This is a genomic window from Polaribacter sp., assembly GCF_039939415.1.
Taxonomy (GTDB): Bacteria; Bacteroidota; Bacteroidia; order Flavobacteriales; family Flavobacteriaceae; genus Polaribacter.
The window spans coordinates 24,878-45,752 of record NZ_JBDVJE010000042.1; the positions used below are offsets into that span (position 1 = coordinate 24,878).

General features: G+C 27.4%; 17 protein-coding genes. 14 read left to right on the forward strand and 3 right to left on the reverse strand.

Annotation, left to right across the window (positions count from 1 at the left end):
* The 9 genes from ABJG40_RS06140 (at position 1) to ABJG40_RS06180 (ending at position 10,367) form a co-directional block, all read left to right on the forward strand.
* Positions 1-546, forward strand: coding sequence for a putative colanic acid biosynthesis acetyltransferase (locus tag ABJG40_RS06140; protein WP_348023697.1), 546 nt, complete (start codon positions 1-3; stop codon positions 544-546).
* Complete coding sequence (locus tag ABJG40_RS06145; RefSeq protein ID WP_348023698.1) at positions 539-1,462, forward strand: glycosyltransferase family 2 protein; 924 nt, start codon at positions 539-541, stop codon at positions 1,460-1,462. Before ABJG40_RS06140 ends, ABJG40_RS06145 begins: the two co-directional genes overlap by 8 nt.
* The gene (locus tag ABJG40_RS06150; protein ID WP_348023699.1) at positions 1,463-2,209 is read left to right on the forward strand and encodes a glycosyltransferase family 2 protein; all 747 of its coding nucleotides are present in this window, start codon (positions 1,463-1,465) and stop codon (positions 2,207-2,209) included. It abuts the gene before it with no gap.
* Positions 2,210-2,211: 2 nt separating this feature from the next.
* A complete protein-coding gene (locus tag ABJG40_RS06155) occupies positions 2,212-3,135 on the forward strand; it encodes an NAD-dependent epimerase/dehydratase family protein (RefSeq protein ID WP_348023700.1) in 924 nt (307 codons plus the stop codon).
* Positions 3,136-3,139: 4 nt separating this feature from the next.
* Positions 3,140-4,123: a glycosyltransferase family 4 protein gene (locus ABJG40_RS06160; RefSeq protein ID WP_348023701.1), complete on the forward strand. Its 984-nt coding sequence runs from the start codon at positions 3,140-3,142 to the stop codon at positions 4,121-4,123.
* Positions 4,113-5,222 (forward strand): DegT/DnrJ/EryC1/StrS family aminotransferase, encoded by a 1,110-nt coding sequence (locus ABJG40_RS06165; RefSeq protein ID WP_348023702.1) that lies wholly within the window; start codon positions 4,113-4,115, stop codon positions 5,220-5,222. The genes ABJG40_RS06160 and ABJG40_RS06165 overlap by 11 nt, the downstream gene beginning before the upstream one ends.
* A gap of 218 nt (positions 5,223-5,440) precedes the next feature.
* Positions 5,441-7,144: a nucleoside-diphosphate sugar epimerase/dehydratase gene (locus ABJG40_RS06170; protein WP_348023703.1), complete on the forward strand. Its 1,704-nt coding sequence runs from the start codon at positions 5,441-5,443 to the stop codon at positions 7,142-7,144.
* Between the two features lie 43 nt (positions 7,145-7,187).
* The gene (locus ABJG40_RS06175; RefSeq protein WP_348023704.1) at positions 7,188-7,967 is read left to right on the forward strand and encodes a polysaccharide biosynthesis/export family protein; all 780 of its coding nucleotides are present in this window, start codon (positions 7,188-7,190) and stop codon (positions 7,965-7,967) included.
* A gap of 21 nt (positions 7,968-7,988) precedes the next feature.
* Entirely contained in the window at positions 7,989-10,367 is a 2,379-nt protein-coding gene (locus ABJG40_RS06180; RefSeq protein ID WP_348023705.1) for a polysaccharide biosynthesis tyrosine autokinase, read from the forward strand.
* Positions 10,368-10,403: 36 nt separating this feature from the next.
* Here the strand turns inward: ABJG40_RS06180 and ABJG40_RS06185 are convergent, their stop codons facing one another.
* Positions 10,404-11,141 (reverse strand): CpsB/CapC family capsule biosynthesis tyrosine phosphatase, encoded by a 738-nt coding sequence (locus ABJG40_RS06185; RefSeq protein WP_348023706.1) that lies wholly within the window; start codon positions 11,139-11,141, stop codon positions 10,404-10,406.
* Positions 11,142-11,297: 156 nt separating this feature from the next.
* On the opposite strand from ABJG40_RS06185, the gene ABJG40_RS06190 reads away from it, so the two are divergent.
* Complete coding sequence (locus ABJG40_RS06190) at positions 11,298-12,149, forward strand: N-acetylglucosamine kinase (RefSeq protein ID WP_348023707.1); 852 nt, start codon at positions 11,298-11,300, stop codon at positions 12,147-12,149.
* Here ABJG40_RS06190 and murF read toward each other — a convergent pair.
* Complete coding sequence (murF, locus tag ABJG40_RS06195; protein ID WP_348023708.1) at positions 12,142-13,398, reverse strand: UDP-N-acetylmuramoyl-tripeptide--D-alanyl-D-alanine ligase; 1,257 nt, start codon at positions 13,396-13,398, stop codon at positions 12,142-12,144. The genes ABJG40_RS06190 and murF overlap by 8 nt on opposite strands.
* Positions 13,399-13,471: 73 nt before the next feature.
* Positions 13,472-15,133, reverse strand: coding sequence for a gliding motility lipoprotein GldJ (gene gldJ / locus ABJG40_RS06200; RefSeq protein ID WP_348023709.1), 1,662 nt, complete (start codon positions 15,131-15,133; stop codon positions 13,472-13,474).
* 202 nt (positions 15,134-15,335) lie between these two features.
* On the opposite strand from gldJ, the gene porU reads away from it, so the two are divergent.
* From porU to ABJG40_RS06220, 4 genes are all read left to right on the forward strand, one after another.
* A complete protein-coding gene (gene porU, locus ABJG40_RS06205) occupies positions 15,336-18,731 on the forward strand; it encodes a type IX secretion system sortase PorU (protein ID WP_348023710.1) in 3,396 nt (1,131 codons plus the stop codon).
* A gap of 40 nt (positions 18,732-18,771) precedes the next feature.
* A complete protein-coding gene (gene porV, locus ABJG40_RS06210; protein WP_348023711.1) occupies positions 18,772-19,905 on the forward strand; it encodes a type IX secretion system outer membrane channel protein PorV in 1,134 nt (377 codons plus the stop codon).
* 80 nt (positions 19,906-19,985) lie between these two features.
* The gene (cdd, locus tag ABJG40_RS06215) at positions 19,986-20,468 is read left to right on the forward strand and encodes a cytidine deaminase (protein WP_348023712.1); all 483 of its coding nucleotides are present in this window, start codon (positions 19,986-19,988) and stop codon (positions 20,466-20,468) included.
* Positions 20,469-20,539: 71 nt separating this feature from the next.
* A partial coding sequence (locus ABJG40_RS06220; RefSeq protein WP_348023713.1) for a group III truncated hemoglobin occupies positions 20,540-20,875 on the forward strand: 336 nt, incomplete at its 3' end.

The window sequence follows — 20,875 nt, forward strand, 5'->3', positions numbered from 1 at the left end:
ATGGAAAATGTTGCTTTAAATGAATATTCTGAGAAAAAACCTAAATTTATAAAAAGGATTTTATGGAAGTTTATCAATAAAACTATATTTAGGTTATTAATTGGGAAAAAATTATTTTTTGTAAGAAATGCTTTATTAAGAATTTTTGGTGCAAAATTACATCAAAGAGTTTTAATCTATTCGAGTTGTGATATTTTTGCGCCTTGGAATCTAGAAATTGATAAATTTGCTTGCTTAGGTCCTAATGTAGAAGTCTATAATAAGGCAAAAGTTGTTATAGGAGCTAATACTGTTATTTCTCAAGGAAGTTTTCTATGTACTGCTTCCCATGATATTTCAAAAAATTTATTACCCTTAATCTCTAAACAAATAACAATTAAAGATAGGGCATGGGTTTCTGCAGATACTTTTGTTGGTATGGGCGTAACGATTGGTGAAGGTGCTGTTGTGGGAGCTAGATCTGCAGTTTTTAAAGATGTAGTTGCATGGACAGTTGTAGGTGGAAATCCAGCTAAATTTATAAAAAAAAGAGTTATTAATGAATAAGAATAAACCTTCATTAACTGCTTTAGTGCTTACGTACAACGAAGAAATGCATCTTAAAAGATGTTTAGAATCATTAAAAGATATTTGTGAAGATATTGTAATAATAGATTCTTTTTCAAATGATGAAACAGAAAATATTGCTAAAGAATTTGGAGCAAGATTTTATCAAAACCCGTTTGTAAACCATGCAGTTCAATTAAATTGGGGAATAGAAAATGGAGAAATAAATACAGATTGGGTAATACGAGTAGATGCAGATGAATATATTTCTGATGAATTAACAAGTAGTATTAAAAATGAGTTACCTACTTTAAAAGAAGATATAACCGGTGTAAGAGTTAAAAGGTTAATGTATTTCTTTAATAAACCCCTTAAGAAATCAGGGATGTATCCTATTTGGCATTTAAAGCTTTGGAGACACGGTAAAGCACTATGTGAAAAACGTTGGATGGATGAACGTATGAAGTTATCTGATGGAGAAACCACAACTTTAGAGGGAGATTTAATTGATAATAATTTAAATAATTTAACTTGGTGGACACAGAAACATAATAGTTATGCAACTAGAGAAGCCATCGATATTTTAGATAAAATTTATAATTTCACAAATTCTGATGTAGTAAATGCAAATCTTTTTGGTACTGCAGAAGAAAGAAGAAGATGGTTTAAGAAAAAATATTTAAACCTTCCGTTGTTTGTTAGGCCAATAATTTTTTGGTTTATAAGATATATTATTCAGGGTGGTTTTTTAGAGGGTAAAAGAGGTTTTATATGGAATGCATTACAATGTGGATGGTACCGTTTCTTGGTAGATGCAAAAATCTATGAAGCTTATATAGTAGCAGGTAAAGATAAAGATAAATTAATAATGTACTTTAAGGATACTTATGGTTACGATATTACTAAAATTGGATAAATGAAAATATCTATAATTACAGTTTGTTGCAATAGTGCTAAAACAATTGAAAAAACTTTTAAATCTGTAGAAAGCCAAACTTATAATAATATAGAATATATTGTTGTAGATGGAGGTTCTAAAGACACTACACTAAATATTGTGAATAATTATAAAGAATTAGTATCTAAATCGGTTTCTGAACCAGACAAAGGTTTGTATGATGCCATGAATAAAGGAATTAAAATGGCTACTGGAGATTTGGTAGGTATTTTAAATTCTGATGATATTTTTACAGACAATCATGTTTTAGAAAATGTAGTGAATTTTCATTTGCAAAACAATGTAGATGCTTCAGTAGGAAATATTATACAGTTTAATGAAGAAGGTAAAACGGTTCGTAAATATTCTGCAAAAAACTGGAATCCAGAAAAACTAAAAATTGGTTTTATGCCTGCGCATCCTGCGATCTTTTTCAAAAGAGAATTATTTGATCAATTTGGAGATTATCAATTAGATTTTACTATTGGTGCAGATTATGAGTTAATTACGCGATTTTTCTTAAAATATAAAATTTCTTGGAAATTTTCTAATATTACAACAACCTCTATGTTAATTGGAGGTTTGAGTAGTTCTGGTGTGAGTAGTTATCAGTTGATTTCAAAGGAAATTAAAAAAGCATTGACTAGAAACAATATTAAATTTAGTTACCTTAAAGTTCAATTAAGAGGTTTTTGGAAAATAATAGGTTTTTTAAATAAAAAGTAGTTTTGAAAAATAATTTACATATAATTACAGGAAATAAAGGCTTTGTAGGTCTTAATTTAACTACTTACTTATCAAAAGCAAATAAACCTTTTATAGGAGTTTCTAGAAACCCAAATGATAATGAAATTTCTTATACTAGTTTATCAGTTGAGGATTTCAATACATCTAAAAGTTGTATTCATTTAGCTGGTAAAGCTCATGATTTAAAAAAGACGTCTGATGATTCTGAGTATTATAAAGTAAATACAGAATTAACAAAATCACTTTTCGATCAGTTTTTACAAAGTGACTGTGAAATTTTTATCTATATGAGTTCTGTAAAAGCAGCTGCAGATGAAGTAGTAGGTGTTTTAACAGAAGAAGTTATACCTAACCCTGTAACTGTATATGGAAAATCTAAGTTAGCTGCTGAAGAATATATTTTATCAAAAGAAATTCCAACCAATAAAAGAGTATATATATTAAGACCATGTATGATTCATGGGCCAAATAACAAAGGGAATTTAAACTTACTATATAGTTTTGTGGCAAAAGGAATTCCGTATCCGTTTGGAAAATATGAAAATAAAAGGTCTTTTGTTTCTGTTGAAAACCTATGTTTTATTATTAATGAGTTAATTGATAATAAAAAGATTAAATCTGGTATTTATAATATAGCAGATGATGTTTCACTTTCAACAACAGATTTGGTTAGAATTATTGGTAAAACCATAAATAGACCCTCAAAAGTACTACAGATACCAAAGTTTATGGTTTCAATTATAGCTAAAATAGGAGATGTTTTACCATTACCTGTAAATTCTGAAAGGTTACAAAAGCTAACAGAAAATTATGAGGTATCTAATGAAAAAATAAAAAAAGAGATTCAAAAAGACTTACCTTTGTCAACAGAAGAAGGCATTATAAAAACAATCGCATCATTTTAGTTTTATGGAAAAATATTTTTTTGTTTTAATATTTTTAATTTTAGCTTCTTATGTATATCTAAAATTAGCAGTTAAATTTAAAATTATAGACAAACCTAATCAAAGAAGTTCTCATACTAAAATTACAGTTAGAGGTGGTGGAATCATTTTTTCTCTAGCCATAATTGTTTTCTTTTTCTTAAACGATTATCAATATCCTTATTTTATTTTGGGTGTATTTTTACTTTCAATAATAAGTTTTTTAGATGATATTTATACATTAAGCTCAAAAATTAGGTTTCCTTTCCAACTTTTAGGAGTTTTGTTAACTTTTTATCAAATAGGAGTAGAGTTTTTACCAATTACAGCTTCCATATTATTTTTATTCCTTCTAATATTAGGAGTAGGAATTGTAAATATGTTCAATTTTATGGATGGTATAAATGGTATTACAGGTATTTATAGTTTGTCTGTATTAAGTGGTTTTTTCATGATTAACTTCCAAGAAAAGCTTTTAGATCAAGATTTAATAATTTATGTCGGAATTTCTATATTGGTGTTTGGTTTTTATAATTTTAGAAAAAAAGCCCTTTTTTTCGCAGGAGATATAGGTAGTATAACTTTGGGAGTTTTAGTAGTTTTTTTAGGTCTTTTTTTAGCATATAAACTATCTGCTCCAATACTAATTATGATTATAATGGTTTATGGGGCAGATGCAGGATGCACACTATTGTACCGTAAATTCTATACAAACGAAAGTATTTTGGATCCACATAGGCACCATATTTACCAAAAGTTAGTTGATATTTATAAAATACCTCATTTAAAAATTTCATTAATTTATGCTGCCTTACAAGTTTTTATAAATTTTGTGGTATTAAAAACATACCACCTTGATGTAAAAAAACAAATTTTTGTTTTTTTAGTTTTTATGTTTCTTTTTATTTTTTGTTATATATTGTTATTCAAAAAGATGAAAAAATCATTAGCTTTAAAGAATGTTGCCTAAGATACCGCTATCAAATTCAACCATTAATATTGATTTAAAAACAGAAATTTCTTCAATAAGGAAGGATAGTATTCATAAGTTTGAAGATGTTTTAGAAAATTATTTTAATACTGAAAATAAAAAAGTAGTTGCATTAAACTCCGGAACATCAGCAATACATTTAGCTTTAATTTTAAGCGGTGTAAAAAAAGGAGATGAAGTCTTATGCCAATCTTTTACATATATAGCTACAGTAAATCCAGTAATTTACCAAAATGCTACTCCCATATTTATTGATAGTGAGCGAAATACTTGGAATATGTGTCCAATTCACCTAGAAGAAGCTATAAAAGATAGAATTTCAAAAGGGAAAAAGCCAAAAGCAATTATTGTAGTAGATTTATATGGTATGCCAGCAAAAATGGATAAAATTGTTAGCATCTCAAAAAAATATCAAATTACATTAATAGAAGATGCTGCAGAAGCCCTAGGTTCTGAGTATAAAGGAAAAAAATGTGGGACTTTTGGAGATTATGGAATTATTTCATTTAATCATAACAAAATTATTTCTACTTTAGGAGGAGGTGCATTAATTTGTAAATCTGAAGAAGAAAAAAACAAAGCAATTTTTTACGCTACGCAAGCTAAAGAAAAGACTAAACATTATGAGCATAAAAAAATTGGTTATAATTATAGAATGAACTCATTAGCAGCCATTATTGGTTTGCAACAGATGAATAATTTAAGGCAAAATATTAAAAAAAGAAGAGAGGTTTATAATTATTATAATGATTTTTTTAATAAAATAAAAGGTATTAATCTGCTGGCAGAAAAACCTAATAATTATTTCTCTAATCGTTGGTTGAGTTGTATTGAGATTAATGAACTTGAAACAGTTGTTAATAAGGAAGATATAATTTTATTGTTAGAAAGTAAAAATATTGAGTCAAGACCATTATGGAAACCTTTGCATCTTCAGCCGGTATTTAAAAGTTTACCCTATTATGGAGAAAGAGTTGCAGAAAATCTTTTTAAAAAAGGATTATGTTTGCCTTCTGGTTCAAACTTAAAAAATGATGATTTAAAAAGAATTTTTTCTACAATAAATAAATTATTGTAAATTGCAACGTTATAAATTAAGTAATGATAAGAAACTTTTTTCTAAGAACATTAAATAAATATGCTTCAAAATGGTTAGTGTTATTCATTGATCTTTTTTTGGTTTTAATTTCCTTTTTTTTAGCTTATTTTATTAGGTTTAATGTAAGTTTTAACTTCAATTTTTCAAACTTAATTAAGCAAATCCCATACGTTTTGCTTTTTGCACTTATAAGTTTTTTGCTAATAGGTTCTTATAAAGGTATCATTCGCCATACAGGTGTTAGAGATGCATTTAATGTTTTTATCGTCACAACATTATTAGGAGGTCTAATTTCATTAGCTGTTACGTTTAATGTTTTTTTTAAATTAATAGATAGTTTCTATATTCCTAAGTCTATAATTGTAATTCACTATTTAGTAACAACTTTAGTTTTAATTTTAAGTCGATTTATTTTTAAAGCTTTTTTCGAAGTTTTATCAACAGAATTAGACTCTATTCATAATGTTTTAATTTTTGGAGCAGGAGATTCAGGTATTATTGCTTTTAGTGCTTTAAATAGAGATACAAAAAACAATTATGATGTTGTTGGTTTTATAGATGATAATAAAAATAAGATTGGAAAAAAAATTGATAGAGTTAAAATATATAACCCAAAATCAATTACAAAAGATTTTATAGAAAAACATGTAATACACGAAGTAATTATTTCTATTCAAAATATAAAACCGAATAGACTATTAGCATTTACAGATAAATTTATAAAATTAGGTGTAGAAGTAAAAATAGTACCTCCTTTATCTAAGTGGATTGATGGAGATTTAAATGCAAATCAAATAAGACAGATAAAAATTGAAGACCTTTTAGATAGAGCTCCAATTATAATAGACAACCCAATTGTACAAAGAGAAGTAAGTAATAAAGTTATATTAGTTTCTGGTGCAGCAGGATCTATTGGTAGCGAAATATCTAGACAATTGAGTCTTTATGATTGTAAATTAATTGTGTTAATTGATCAAGCAGAATCTCCTTTATATGATTTACAACAAGAATTGATTCAAAAAGGAATTACTAATTTTGTAGCCATTGTTTCTGATGTTAGAGATAGATTTAAAATAGAACGAATCTTTAAGAAGTATAAACCTCAAAGAGTTTTTCATGCTGCTGCTTATAAACATGTTCCTTTAATGGAGAGATCTCCTTATGAAGCTATTAAAGTAAATGTTTTAGGAACCAAAAACTTAGCAGATTTATCAATTGAAAATAATATTGAAAGGTTTGTTATGGTTTCTACAGATAAAGCTGTAAACCCTACAAATGTAATGGGAGCATCTAAAAGAATTGCAGAACTTTATATTAGTTGTGTGAGTAAAAATGCAAAAAAAACAAAGTTTACAACAACAAGATTTGGTAATGTTTTAGGTTCAAATGGATCTGTAATCCCTTTGTTTAAAAAGCAAATTGAAAATGGAGGCCCATTAACGGTTACTCATAAAAAAATAACTAGGTATTTTATGACAATACCTGAAGCTTGTAGTTTAGTTTTAGAAGCTGGTACTATGGGTAAAGGAGGAGAGATCTATATATTTGACATGGGTAAATCTGTAAAGATTTTTGAAATTGCAAAAAAAATGATTCATTTATCTGGCTTAAAGTATCCTGATGATATTGATATAGAAATAACAGGTTTAAGACCTGGAGAGAAACTGTATGAAGAATTGTTAGCTAATGGAGAGAATACTACAAAGACATACCATGAAAAAATTATGATTGCAAAAACTCAAGATTTAGATCATTCAAATGTAAAAGTTAAAATTGATGATTTATCTCTTAATTTCAACAAATTAAATAATAGTGATTTAGTTAAGTTGATGAAAGAATTGCTACCAGAATACGTTTCTAATAATTCAGAATTTGAAATACTTGATAAAGTTAGTGTTTAGTAATTTTTTATATTATTTTCGCAAAAAAAAAAGTATGTTTAAAATGAAAAATCAAAGAATTAGTCTTAATTTTTTACTCTTATTTTTATTAATTCAATTAACTTCTTGTGTTTCTAAAAAAGATATTGTCTACTTTCAAAATGATGAAATAGATCAAGAAAAGGTTTCAAATAGTTACAAAACAATTATAAAACCAGATGATTTATTGCAAATTACCATTACAGCATTAGATACAGAAGCAGTAAGACCTTTTAATTTATCTGCTGTTACTTATTCTACGTCATCTAATTCTGCAATTGGTGTTGCACAGCAGCAAAATTATTTGGTTGATAATAAGGGAGAAATAGATTTTCCTGTAATAGGTAAATTAAAAGTTGGTGGATTGACTAGAGATGAATTGATTGATTTTTTAAACTCAAAATTAGACCCAGATTATATTAAAAAACCAAATATTAATATTAGAATAGCAAATTATAAAATAAGTATTTTTGGAGATGTAGCAAGACCAGGAAGTTATACTATTCCTAACGAGAGAATTACTATATTAGAGGCTATTGCATTAGCTGGAGACTTAAATTTATCTGGTAAGCGAGATAATATAATGGTACAAAGAGAAGAAGATGGAAAAAAAATTCAGTATAGAGTTAACTTATTATCTAATAATATTAATGTCTCTCCAGTTTTTTACCTCCAGCAAAACGATGTAGTTTATGTTGAACCTAATTATGCTAGGATTCAGACAGCTTCATCAAATTCAAATACTAGTTTGTTTATTTCTGTAACAGGATTAATTATAACTATAGTTTCCTTAATTACAAAATAGTTTCCTTAACAACAAATTAAAATGCAAGAACAAGATAATTTTATTTTAAATAAAGTAGAAGCAAATGATACTTTAAATATTAGAGAAGAGATTGAAAAGTATCTATCGCATTGGAGGTGGTTTTTTGTTTGTGTTATCTTAGCTTTAATATCTGCTTTTTTATATTTAAGATATTCCACCCCTCAATATACAGCTTCAACTTCAATTCTAATAAAAGATAATAAAAAATCAGGTATATCAGCTGAGTTAGCTGCCTTTGAGGATTTAGGAATAGTTGGAGGAGGATCAAGTAATAATACAGACAACGAAATTGAAATTTTAAAGTCTAGAAAAATATTAGGAAGTGTTATAGATAGTTTAAATTTAACAACTTCTTATTTTTCTCAAGGAAGAATTAAGTTTTCAGATATTTACAAAAAGTCACCTGTAAAAATAAATTTTTTAGAAAGAGATTCTATTCATATTAAAAAAGATACAGTTTTTAAACTAAGAATTTTAGATCTAGATTCTTATGAAATTAGTGATTTAGATGATAAAATTATCTCTAAACATTATTTTAAAGATTCTATTGAAACTCTTTTTGGGAATTTTTATTTTTCTCATAATAAGTTAAAAGAAACAGATTTAGATAAAACTATTAAAATCGTTCTAAGTAATAGAAATAATGTTATTAGTGATTTTAAAAGTAAAATAAATATTAATCCTGTTAATAAAAATTCGTCTGTTTTAATTTTGTCAATAAAAGATGCCGTAAAAACTAGAGCAGAAGATTTTTTAAATGAGTTAGTTAGACAATATAATTTAGATGCGATTAATGATAAAAACGAAGTTTCTAGAAAAACAATCGACTTCATTACAGATCGTTTAAAGAGTGTTGGTAATGATTTATCAAATATACAGGATCAAATTAAAGATTTTAAATCCAATACAGGATTTACAGGTTTGTCTAATGAAGGAGAACTGATATTAGAATCTGTAACTAATAATAATTTAAAGTTTATAGAGATTCAAACAGAATTACAATTAGCTAAATCAGTTAATGAGTCTATTTTTGATAAGTCAAAAAACTATAAGTTACTCCCTGCTAATTTGGGTTTTACTAACCCAATTATAACTAATTCAATTAATGAATATAATCAACTTTTATTAAGTAGAAATAAATTAGTAGTAATAGCTGGGGTTAAAAACCCTAATTTAATAGAATTAAATTCACAAATACAAAATTTAAAAACTGGTTTACAGAATAGTTTAAAAAATTTAATAAGTTCTTTAGAATTTAGGTTAAACCAACTTAAGAAAGAACAAAATAAATTTAATACACAAAAAGCTACAATCCCTTTAATAGAAAGAGGTTTTATAGATATTGCTAGACAACAAGAAATTATTTCAGGTTTGTATTCCTACCTTTTAAAGAAAAAAGAAGAAACAGCAATTTCTTTAGCTGTAGCTGTTCCAAATGCTAAAATTATTGATGTTGCTTATAGTTCGGGTATTCCTGTTTCGCCAAAAAAGAAAATTATCTATTTAGCGGCATTATTACTAGGCTTAATCATTCCTTTCGTTATTATTTATATTCGAAATTTATTAGACAATAAATTTCATTCCAGAAAAGACATTGAAGAGCTTATAAATGTACCTTTTTTAGGAGATGTTCCACATTCTGAAACCAAAGAGAAAATAGTTATAGGTTCTGATGCAAGATCTAGCACAGCAGAAGCTTTTAGGCTTTTGCGTACAAATTTGGATTTTATGATACCAAATATTGCAAAAGATAATTTAGGAAAAACGATATTTATTACGTCGACAACAAGTGGTGAAGGAAAATCTTTTATATCTATAAACTTAGCTGCTACTTTATCACTATCTGAGAAAAAAGTATTATTATTAGGTATGGATTTAAGAGCACCTAAGGTAACTGAATATTTAGGCATACCCGAAAGGAAAGGGATAACAAATTTTATTACTAATGATAATCTATCTTTAGATGAATTAAAGTTTTCAATACCCGAAATGCCTAATTTAGATATTATTTCGTCTGGGGTTATTCCTCCTAATCCTGCAGAGTTATTATTAACTGATAAAATTAAAGAACTATTTGAAATCGTTAAAAAAGAATACGATTATATTATTGTTGATACTGCACCCGTAAACCTTGTAACTGATACATTATTGGTCTCTAAATATGCAGATATGTTTATGTATGTATCTAGGGCTAATTATTTAGATAAAAGAATGTTAGTTGTACCTCAAAACCTTTATGTAGAAAAAAAATTACCAAATATGGCTATAGTGTTAAATGACACAGATCTTAACAGAGGTTATGGTTATGGTTATGGTTATGGTTATGGCTATGTTGAAAAAGAAGAAAAACCTTGGTTTAAAAAAATATTTTCAAAATAAATTAAATAAAAAAAGAGCATTTTAAATGCTCTTTTTTTATTTAAACTTTTTATTGTTTTTTAGAAGCAAAGTTAACTTTTCTAAATTCTTTTTTTTACCAATTTTCTTAAGAAGTTCTAAATGATTATTGTGGTGTGTATCTGTACCAACAAAATCATATAAATCTTCTTTTAATAATTTTTCAGTAGTTTTTTGTACTCCTTTTCCATATTGCTCTGTTAAAGACAATAAATTTAATTGAAACAAACAACCTGCATTTTTTAGTTTATAATAATTATTAAGGTCGTTATGATAAAACTTATAACGTTCAGGATGTGCTAAAATAGGTTTATATCCTTTTAACTGTATTTCAAATATAATATCATATATATTTATTGGGGGACTGAAATAAGACATTTCTACTAATACATAGTTGTCCTTTATTGTTAGCAGGTCATCATTTTTTAAAAGTTTAGAAAATTGTTCATCCATCATGTATTCTGCAGCAGCATTTATAGAAACATCATTTATATTTCTTTTTTTAAGTTCTTGCTGAACTTCTTCTAGTTTATTTTTTATTATTTTAGAGGAATTAGGATAAACATCACCTAATACATGAGGAGTGGTTATAATGTTTTTAATTCCATAGGAACGCATTTTTAAAATTAATTCAATTGAATTATCTAAGTCTTTTGCACCATCATCAATTCCGGGTAATAAATGAGAATGTATATCAACAAATCCTTCTGGAAAGAATTCATTTAAGGGAATTTCTTTTTTCTTAAAAAAAATCATAATCTTATTTTGGTGTAAATTTACAATAATTTACTTCATTTTAATTATCCAATACTTAAAGGCAAAAAAATATTTTTACGAAAACGATTGAAGATTGTATTGCTATTGTGTATGAGTTTTACTTGTAATATCTTTGAGTACAAAATAAATATTATTATGATTTTAATTGCAGACGGAGGTTCTACAAAAGCAGATTGGATTGCTATAAATAGTGATAAAGAAGAAGCTTTTAGAGTAAGAACACTAGGGTTAAATCCAGCTATTGTTCCTGAAGAAGAATTAGAGAACAGAATTATTAATATGTTTCAGCTTATTAATATAAAAGAAGATGTTGAAGAAATTCATTTTTATGGAGCAGGATGTGGTACACCAAAACCGATTCAAATATTAAAATCAATTTTAGAATCGATTTTTGTAAACGCTAAAGTATTTATTGCAGAAGATATGCTAGCTGCAGTTTATGCTGCAACTGGTAATGCACCTGCCATAGTTTGTATTTTAGGAACAGGTTCTAATAGTTGTTATTATGATGGAGAAAATATGGAGATGTTAGTCCCTTCTTTAGGCTATATTTTAATGGATGAAGCAAGTGGGAATTATTTTGGTAAAAAATTAATTATAGACTATTATTATGATAAAATGCCAACAAGAATTGCAGAAAAATTTAAGGAAGATTTTGATTTATCTGCAGACAATATAAAAAAGAACTTATATAGAGAGGCTAATCCTAATATGTATTTAGCCTCTTTTGCTAAATTTATGTTTGAATTTAAAGAAGATAAATATATAAAAAGAATCATTAAAAAAGGATTTCAAGAATTTTTTAAATATAGAGTTTTACCTTATAACAAAACTTCAGATACGCCTATTTATTTTATTGGGTCAATAGCTCATTATTTTAGAGATATTTTAGAAAAAATAGCAGAAAAGAATAATTTAGTCATTACAGAAGTTATTCAAAGACCAATTGATAATTTATTAGAATATCATAAGAATAATATTAATTAATTATATCTAAAAGTCTTTCTAAGCGCATTCCTCTTGAACCTTTAATCAAAATTGATTGATGTTTAAGAGGATTGTTTTTTAAATACTCTATTAAATTGTCGAATGTTTTAAAGGTTGCTTTACTAGATTCTGTCTGATGAAAATTTTCACCAACAAAATAAGAGTTATCAAAATTTAATTTTTCTACCAAATCAACAATAGTTTGGTGTTCCTTTAAACTGGTTTCTCCTAATTCAAACATATCACCTAAAAAAACTGTTTTATTCACTTCATTTATGGCATCAAAATTTTCTAAAGCAGCTTTCATACTAGATGGATTTGCATTGTAAGCATCTAATATGACTTTGTTATGCTTTTTGTAAATGATTTGAGAACGATTATTTTCTGGTATGTAACTTTCTATAGCTTCTTTTATTTCTTTATTAGATACCTTAAAATAGTCTCCAATTGTACAAGCTATGGCTATATTTGTATAATTATATTTACCAATTAGATTACTTTGTATAATAATAGAATTGTTAGATAATTTTACAAACGGATTAACTTCTAAAAAATGTAAATTTTTATTAAAATTTACAGATGTAATATTTTTTGTTTTTTTAACTTGAATTTTATCACAAGGATTAACAAATACAATTTTATTGTTTTTTTCTAAATAAGTGTATAATTCACTTTTAGCTTTAATGACTCCTTCAATTCCTCCAAAACCTTCTAAATGAGCTTTCCCAAAATTTGTGATATAACCAAAATTAGGTTCACATATGGTACATAAAAATTCAATTTCTTTTTGATGGTTTGCACCCATTTCTACAATGCCTATTTCAGTTTTTGGAGTCATAGATAGTAGTGTAAGAGGAACACCAATATGATTGTTTAAGTTTCCTATGGTTGCTGTAGTTTTATATTTTTTAGATAAAACTGAATTTATAAGTTCTTTTGTTGTTGTTTTACCATTACTACCTGTTAATCCAATTATTGGAATATTCAATGCATTTCTATGGTAATTTGCTAATTTTTGAAGTGTTTTTAAAACATTATCAACTAATATAATATTGGGGTTTGTATCATATATATCTTCATCAACAATTGCATATTTTGCTCCAAGTTCTAAAGCTTTTTTTGCAAAATTATTTCCATTAAAATTTTCGCCTTTCAATGCAAAAAATAAAGTGTCTTTTCTAATACTTCTTGTGTCTGTGTCTACAAGAAAATGCTCTGTATATAAATTGTAAATGTCTTTAATTTTCATTTTTTAAAAATAAAAAAACCTCACTGTAAAAAACACACAGTGAGGTAATATTTTTGTTATAAAATACTTTTAGTTATCTAGAAGGGTTTTTTACCTTTCTTTTTTTATATGTCATTGGTCCTAATTTGTCAGTAACACATCTAAAACCAATATAGTTTGTAGCCATATATTCTGGTAAATATCTTCTTTGTGCAGGATCTAGCCAGTATTCTCTGTCAGACCAAGCCCCACCTTTATAAACTCTAGTTCTATTACTTATTAAAGTAGTTCGTTTTTTAGCATCATTTACAGAAACTTCTAATCCTGTTTCTGGGTCTATAACTCTTGTTGGTTTTCTAGGAGAGTTATACATACTTGGTCTAGAGCCAAACTGTTCTTCATCATCTTCATAAAATCTAGAAGAATTTAAATCACCATCACCAATATTAGTATTATCCGAAACGCTAAAGTTTCTTCTTAAAGTAACATCATCTTGTGTAATTGGAATGTATTTAATGGTTCCTGGTAATTGTTTCGGTATTATTTTTCCATTTGGTAAGGTGTCATATTCTACTTGTGCACTTTCGGCAATTACAACTTTACCATCTTTACCAATCATTTTCTTTTTAAAGATATTTCCTCTAAAATAGTTGAAATCATTTGCTTCATTGTCTATAATTGGTCTATAAACATCTGCAACCCATTCAGCAACATTTCCAGACATATCATACAATCCAAATCCATTTGGAGGGTAAGATTTTACTCTAATAGGAATATCAGAGCCATCAGAACTCCATCCTGATAAACCACTATATTCACCTTTACCTTGTTTAAAGTTAGCTAATTGATCTCCTCTAAATCTTTTTTCAGTTTCTCTAGAGTATTTACCGTCCCAAGCGTATTTTTTTCTACCTCTAACGTTGTTGTATTCTCTGTTTTCAATATTTGCTTTTGCAGCAAATTCCCATTCAGCTTCAGTTGGTAATCTAAAACGTTGACTTAAAATTCCGTCTGCTGTTGTAATTTTTCTTCCTTGAAAGCCATCTTGTTTTCCTCTTACAGTACCTCTTGTTCTTACCCCTCTTTTATAAACAGTTGTATCTCCTTCAAAAAGTTTATCAGAATCAGCTAAAAAAACTTCTGTATCAAAAAAATTTCTAATAGAATCGTTTTCAAAAATATTTTTAATATAACCTTTATCTATTAATTTTTTTAAATTAACAGCATCTGTACGCCATTTACAATATTGGTTTGCTTGCAACCAACTAACACCAACAACTGGGTATTCTGCATAAGCAGGATGTCTTAAATAATTTTCAGATAAAATATCTGTATTACCTAAACTTTTTCTCCAAACTAAAGTATCTGGTAAAACCGAATTGTAAATATGTTTATAATTTTCTTCTGAAGGAGGAAAAACATCCTTAATATATTGTACATATAAGAAGTATTCAGAGTTTGTAACTTCTGTTTCATCCATAAAGAATGAACGAATATGTATTTTTTTTGGTGTAGTGTTCCAATCAGACATTACATCATCTTGAACTTGCCCCATAGTAAATGTACCACCTTCAATAGAAACCATTCCTAATGGAATTTCTTGACCAGCAGTTGTATTTCCTTTACTATAGTTACCATATTTAGGATTATTAAAAGGTAATCCTGTAAGTTTTGAATTTCCTGAAGTTGATTTGCTACAACTAGCTAAAGCCAATATTGATAGTACAACTAAAGATATTTTAAATACGTTTCTCATTTCCTAATTGAAAATTGTTTAGGGTTTTTGTTTATAGCGATGCAATTTACAATAATTATACTTTCAAACAAGTAAATTACTAATTTTAACGCTTCATTTTTCTTTACACAGACTATAAAACGTTTTCTTTTTAAATTTAGTATAATTTATCTTTATTAGAACTAAAATATCTATAAATAATTTGCGTTATTTGAATACAATTATGAGAAAACCTTTTTTTATCCTTTTTTGTGCCATTTTTGTTCAATTATTATCTGCACAAGTTAATAGTTCTGTATTGTCTAATGGAGATTGGTTTAAATTTTCTGTAGATACAACAGGGGTTTTTAAGATTGATAAAAATTTATTACAAGAAATTGGCGTTTCTACAAATAATTTAGACCCAAAAAAAATTCATATTTACGGAAATGGTGGAAACATGTTACCTGTTTTAAATTCTGACTTTAGATATGATGATTTACAAGAAAATGCTATTTATATAGAAGGTGAAAGTGATGGCTCTTTTGATAATTCTGATTATATTCTTTTTTATGCGAAAGGTCCTCATGATTGGAATGTAGACGCTTCGAGTAATACAGTTAGCCACAGACAAAATATTTATTCAGATGAGGCCTATTATTTTATTAATGTATCTGATATCAATGGTAAGAGAATTCAACAAAAAACACCTGTAACCACACCTGTAACTTCTCTACTAACGACTTATAATGATTACACTTTTTTTGAAAAAGAAGAAATAAGCATTTTAGCAGCAGGAACTCAGTGGTTTTTTGATGATGATTTTAATGTAGAAAACACCCAGAATTTTAAAATTCCTTTTTCTAATGTTATTACAAATGAAGATTTAACAGTTAAAGTTAGAGGTGTTTCTACTTCTGTATCTTCTTCTAATATGGCAGTTAAAATTAACGGTCAAGATATTTATAATCTTAATTTTTTTGCTGTAAATTCAGGGTCACTTACCAAAGCTAATACATCAGAAAGAACTTCTAGTATTAAAAATTCGGCAAGTTTAATAGATATTTCTATTACCTATGACAATGGAGGAAATCCTTCTGCAAATGCATATTTAGATTATATAGAAATAATAGGTAAGAAGCAATTAGTTGCAAATGGTAATCAATTTGCATTCAGAAGTTTTAGTCAAGCAAATACATCAGGAACTGTCGAATTTCAAATACAAAACAGTAACAATATATTTCAAGTTTGGGATGTAACTAATTCTTTAGAACCTCTACTAATTGTTAACCAAGACGCTACCACTAATTTTAGTTTTAAAGCTAATGCAGGTTCATTAAAAGAATATGTGGTTTTAAATAATTTTGATTATTATATACCTAAATCAATTCAAAAGGCAAAAGTTGCAAACCAAAATTTACATGCTTTAAAAGAGATAAATTACATTGTAATTACAAATGATGAATTATCTTCTGAAGCACAAAGATTGGCAGATTATCATCAAGAAAATTCAAACCTTACAACAAAAGTTGTTCTTTTAGATGAAATTTATAATGAGTTTTCATCAGGATCTAAAGACATTACTGGTATTAGAGATTTTTTAAAACATGTATATACTACAAATTCATCTGCAGATAAAAAATTAAAATACGTCTGTTTTTTTGGAGATTCATCTTATGATTATAAAGACAGAATTACTAGTAACAATAATATAGTGCCTGTAAAATTATCAGAAAGTAGTTTTAATTTAGCAACATCTTGGGTTACAGATGATTTTTTTGTGATGTTAGATAATAATGAAGGAACAATGTCTACAAGTCACACTTTAGATGTAGCATCAAGTAGAATTCCTGTTTCTACAGTAGCTCAAGCAAAAGGAGTTGTAGATAAAATTTTAACTTATTATAATAGAAATAATATTGGAGATTGGCGTAATACAATTACATTATTAGCAGATGATATAGACGCAACAGGAGAAGAAGTTATAGAACAAGGAGTAGAATCTATAGCAGATGAAATAAAAACGAATAAGCCAATTTTTAATGTAAACAAAATTTATGTAGACTCTTATGTACAAGAAAATTCTTCTGGGGGTGAACGTTATCCAGAAGTAAATGCAGCTATAACAAATGCAATCGAAAAAGGAACTTTAGTTTTCGATTATTTTGGTCATGGAGGAGAAGATGGTTTTGCTTCAGAAAAAATATTAGACAAATCTCAAATACAAAGTTTTAATAACCTAAACACATTGCCACTTTTAATAACTGTTACCTGCGATTTTTCTAGATTTGATAACCCAAATAGAACCACTGCAGGAGAATTAACTTTATGGAATACAACTGGTGGTGCTGCAAGCATGATAACAACTACTAGAGAAGTTTTTATTTCTGTTGGTCAGAGTTTTAATCAACAATTAATAAGAGTATTATTAGAGTTTAATGATGAGGATTTAACTATTTCAGAATCATTAATGAAAACAAAAAATCAGTTTACAGACACCCAAAAATTCTTTATTTATTCCTTTGGGGATCCAGCAATGAAATTAGCTGTTCCGCAACCAAATGTTAGAATTACTAAAATGAATGGTAAAGACATTACCCAATCAATAGATACTTTAAAAGCCTTGTCTAAAGTAAGTTTTGATGGGATAATTGTAGATGCTTCAGATGTTGTTTTAAGTAATTTTAATGGCTCTCTTTCTACAACAGTTTTTGATAAGCCTATTAATAAAACAACTTTAGATAATGATGGTTTTGGTATAAAAATGATTTTTGATACTCAAGACAGTAAATTGTTTAGAGGTAAGTCTACAGTAGAAAATGGTGTATTTAAGTTCGATTTTATTGTGCCAAAAGATATTAAGATTGCTTACGGAAAAGGAAAACTTAGTTTTTATGCAGACAACGGAGAAGTAGATAAAGCTGGTTATAATTTTGATGTTGTTGTTGGTGGTATAGATAGCAATGCACCAGATGATACAGTTGGTCCAGAAATTAAATTATATATGAATGATGAATCATTTATTGAAGGAGGAAATACAAATGCATCACCTAATTTAATTGCAGTTTTATCTGATGTTAGCGGAATTAATACATCAATTACAGCGGTAGATCATGATATTGTTGGTATTTTAGATGGAGATACAACAAATCCAATTATATTAAATGACTTCTATCAAACTGAATTAAACGACTTTACAGTCGGAAAAGTAAATTACAGATTAAGAGATTTAGAAGTTGGTCCTCATACTTTAAAAATAAAAGCTTGGGATACTTACAATAATTCATCTGAAACCACGTTAAACTTCGTGGTTGTTAGCGATGCAATTCTAAATTTAGAAAATGTTTTAAATTACCCAAACCCTTTTGTAAATTACACTGAGTTTTGGTTTAATCATAACAAGCCAAACGAAACTCTAGAAGTACAGATTCAAATTTTTACGGTTTCTGGTAAATTAATAAAAACGATTAACCAAAATGTTATTACAACAGGTAACTTAGCAAGAAGTATAACATGGAATGGTTTAGACGATTTTGGAAATAAAATAGGTAAAGGAGTATATATATATAAATTAAAAGTAAAATCAACAACAAGTAATCTAGTTTCTGAGAAGTATGAAAAGTTAGTAATTCTTCAATAAAAATTAGATATTTGTCAAACAAAAATCAGAATAATATCAAATGAAAAAATTAGGAATTTGTATTGCAGTTTGTACTTTTTTAAGTTTAAAAACAATTGCACAGACAGATATAGATACAAGAGAAATAGGAGGAATAACAACAGCAATTCCATTTTTATTAATAACACCAGATGCTAGAGCAGGTGGTATGGGAGATATGGGTGTTGCTACCTCTGCAGACGCTTTTTCTCTCTATCACAATGCATCAAAAATGGCTTTTAGTAATAGACAAGTAAAAGCAGGTATAACCTATTCACCATGGTTACGTAATTTAACAGATGATATTTTTACTGGTAGTTTTTCTTACATGAATCGTTTTAGCGAAAATGCAGCATGGGGAGCAGATTTAAAATATTTTTCTTTAGGGCAAATAGATTTAACAGATAGTAGTGGTAATCCTAACGGAACAATTAAACCTAATGAGTTAGCAGTAACTGGTGCATATTCATTAAAATTAAGTGAAACTTTTTCTATGGGTGTTGGGTTAAAATATTTACGTTCTAATTTAACCTTAACAGGTGTTTCTGGTAATTTACAACCAATTAATTCTTTTGCAGTTGATGTCTCAGGGTATTATCAATCTTTTGAAGAAAATTACGGAAATTTTAATGGACGCTACAGAATAGGTTTTAATATTGCTAATATTGGGCCTAAAGTAAATTATACAACAGATGCTAATAATGAAGATTTTATACCAACAAATTTAAAATTAGGTGGTGGTTTCGATTTTATTTTAGACGATTATAATACAATTTCTACAAACATAGAATTTACAAAACTTTTAGTACCATATTCAGGTGATGATACAGATGAAGACAAAGGTTGGGTAGAAGGTATCTTTAGTTCTTTTGGTGATGCACCAGGAGGATTTAGTGAAGAAATAAAAGAATTTACATACGCATTAGGAGCAGAATATTTATACAATCAAGCATTTGCTTTAAGAGCAGGATATTTTCATGAAAGTGCAGACAAAGGAGATAGACAGTATTTTACTTTAGGAGGTGGATTTAAAACCAATGCAATGAATATAGATTTATCTTATTTAATAAATTCATCAGATGTAAATAATCCTTTAGAAAATTCATTACGTTTTTCTTTATCATTTGATTTAGGTGAAGTGTTTGAAGACTATTAAAAGTCATTTTTTTTTAGTAAGTTTATAACAATATTTAAAAGCAGTCAATCAAGGCTGCTTTTTTTGACGAACAGATTTTTATGAGAAAAATAGAAATTTTAACTTCTGCAATTATCTATAAAGATATTTCAGAACTTTCAGAAGATGATTATACGCTTATGAAAAAAGCAATTGAAGCAAGAGAAAAAGCATACGCACCTTATTCTAAGTTTAATGTTGGTGCAGCTTTATTGTTAGAAAACGGAGAAATTGTATTGGGTAACAACCAAGAAAGTGCAGCATACCCTTCTGGTATGTGTGCAGAAAGAGTTGCCGTTTGGAAAGCAGGTTCTACTTACCCAAACATGAAAATAAAAAGATTAGCAATTTCTGCAAGCTCAACAATTTCTAAAGTAGATAAACCAGTAGGGCCTTGTGGTGCCTGTAGACAAACTTTATCTGAGTATGAAATTAATCAAAAAGAATCATTTCCTGTAATTTTTATGGGAGAAGAAGGAGAGGTCGTAAAAACAGAATCACTACTTTCTTTGCTGCCATTTTCTTTTGATAGTTCGTATTTATAGTTAATTTAATGGCTTTTCACTATGCTTTTTTATATAAAACGAAAAATTAAAGACATATTTAGAAATAAAATATGAAACCAGATATTGCATCAAGAGAAGATATAAAATTTATCATTACCCATTTTTATGATAAATTATTAGCAGACCCAAAAATGATTCCTTTTTTTGAAGATATTGTATCGCATAATCATTTAGAAGAACATTTAGATATCATTTCAGATTTTTGGAATGATATATTGTTTGATACAACATCTTATAGCAATAATGTGATGAAAAAACATGTTGATAAAAATGTTTTGGTAACTTTTAAAAAAGAACATTTTAATATTTGGGTATCGTATTTATTCGAAACAATTGATGTCAATTTTTTTGGTATAAATGCTCATAACATGAAAAATAGAGCAAGG

Coding starts and splice junctions, on each gene's coding strand:
- ABJG40_RS06140 (WP_348023697.1), top strand. CDS start 1: ATGGAAAATGTTGCTTTAAATGAATATTCTGAGAAAAAACCTAAATTT.
- ABJG40_RS06145 (WP_348023698.1), top strand. CDS start 539: ATGAATAAGAATAAACCTTCATTAACTGCTTTAGTGCTTACGTACAAC.
- ABJG40_RS06150 (WP_348023699.1), top strand. CDS start 1,463: ATGAAAATATCTATAATTACAGTTTGTTGCAATAGTGCTAAAACAATT.
- ABJG40_RS06160 (WP_348023701.1), top strand. CDS start 3,140: ATGGAAAAATATTTTTTTGTTTTAATATTTTTAATTTTAGCTTCTTAT.
- ABJG40_RS06165 (WP_348023702.1), top strand. CDS start 4,113: ATGTTGCCTAAGATACCGCTATCAAATTCAACCATTAATATTGATTTA.
- ABJG40_RS06175 (WP_348023704.1), top strand. CDS start 7,188: ATGAAAAATCAAAGAATTAGTCTTAATTTTTTACTCTTATTTTTATTA.
- ABJG40_RS06180 (WP_348023705.1), top strand. CDS start 7,989: ATGCAAGAACAAGATAATTTTATTTTAAATAAAGTAGAAGCAAATGAT.
- ABJG40_RS06185 (WP_348023706.1), bottom strand. CDS start 11,141: ATGATTTTTTTTAAGAAAAAAGAAATTCCCTTAAATGAATTCTTTCCA.
- ABJG40_RS06190 (WP_348023707.1), top strand. CDS start 11,298: ATGATTTTAATTGCAGACGGAGGTTCTACAAAAGCAGATTGGATTGCT.
- murF (WP_348023708.1), bottom strand. CDS start 13,398: ATGAAAATTAAAGACATTTACAATTTATATACAGAGCATTTTCTTGTA.
- gldJ (WP_348023709.1), bottom strand. CDS start 15,133: ATGAGAAACGTATTTAAAATATCTTTAGTTGTACTATCAATATTGGCT.
- porU (WP_348023710.1), top strand. CDS start 15,336: ATGAGAAAACCTTTTTTTATCCTTTTTTGTGCCATTTTTGTTCAATTA.
- porV (WP_348023711.1), top strand. CDS start 18,772: ATGAAAAAATTAGGAATTTGTATTGCAGTTTGTACTTTTTTAAGTTTA.
- cdd (WP_348023712.1), top strand. CDS start 19,986: ATGAGAAAAATAGAAATTTTAACTTCTGCAATTATCTATAAAGATATT.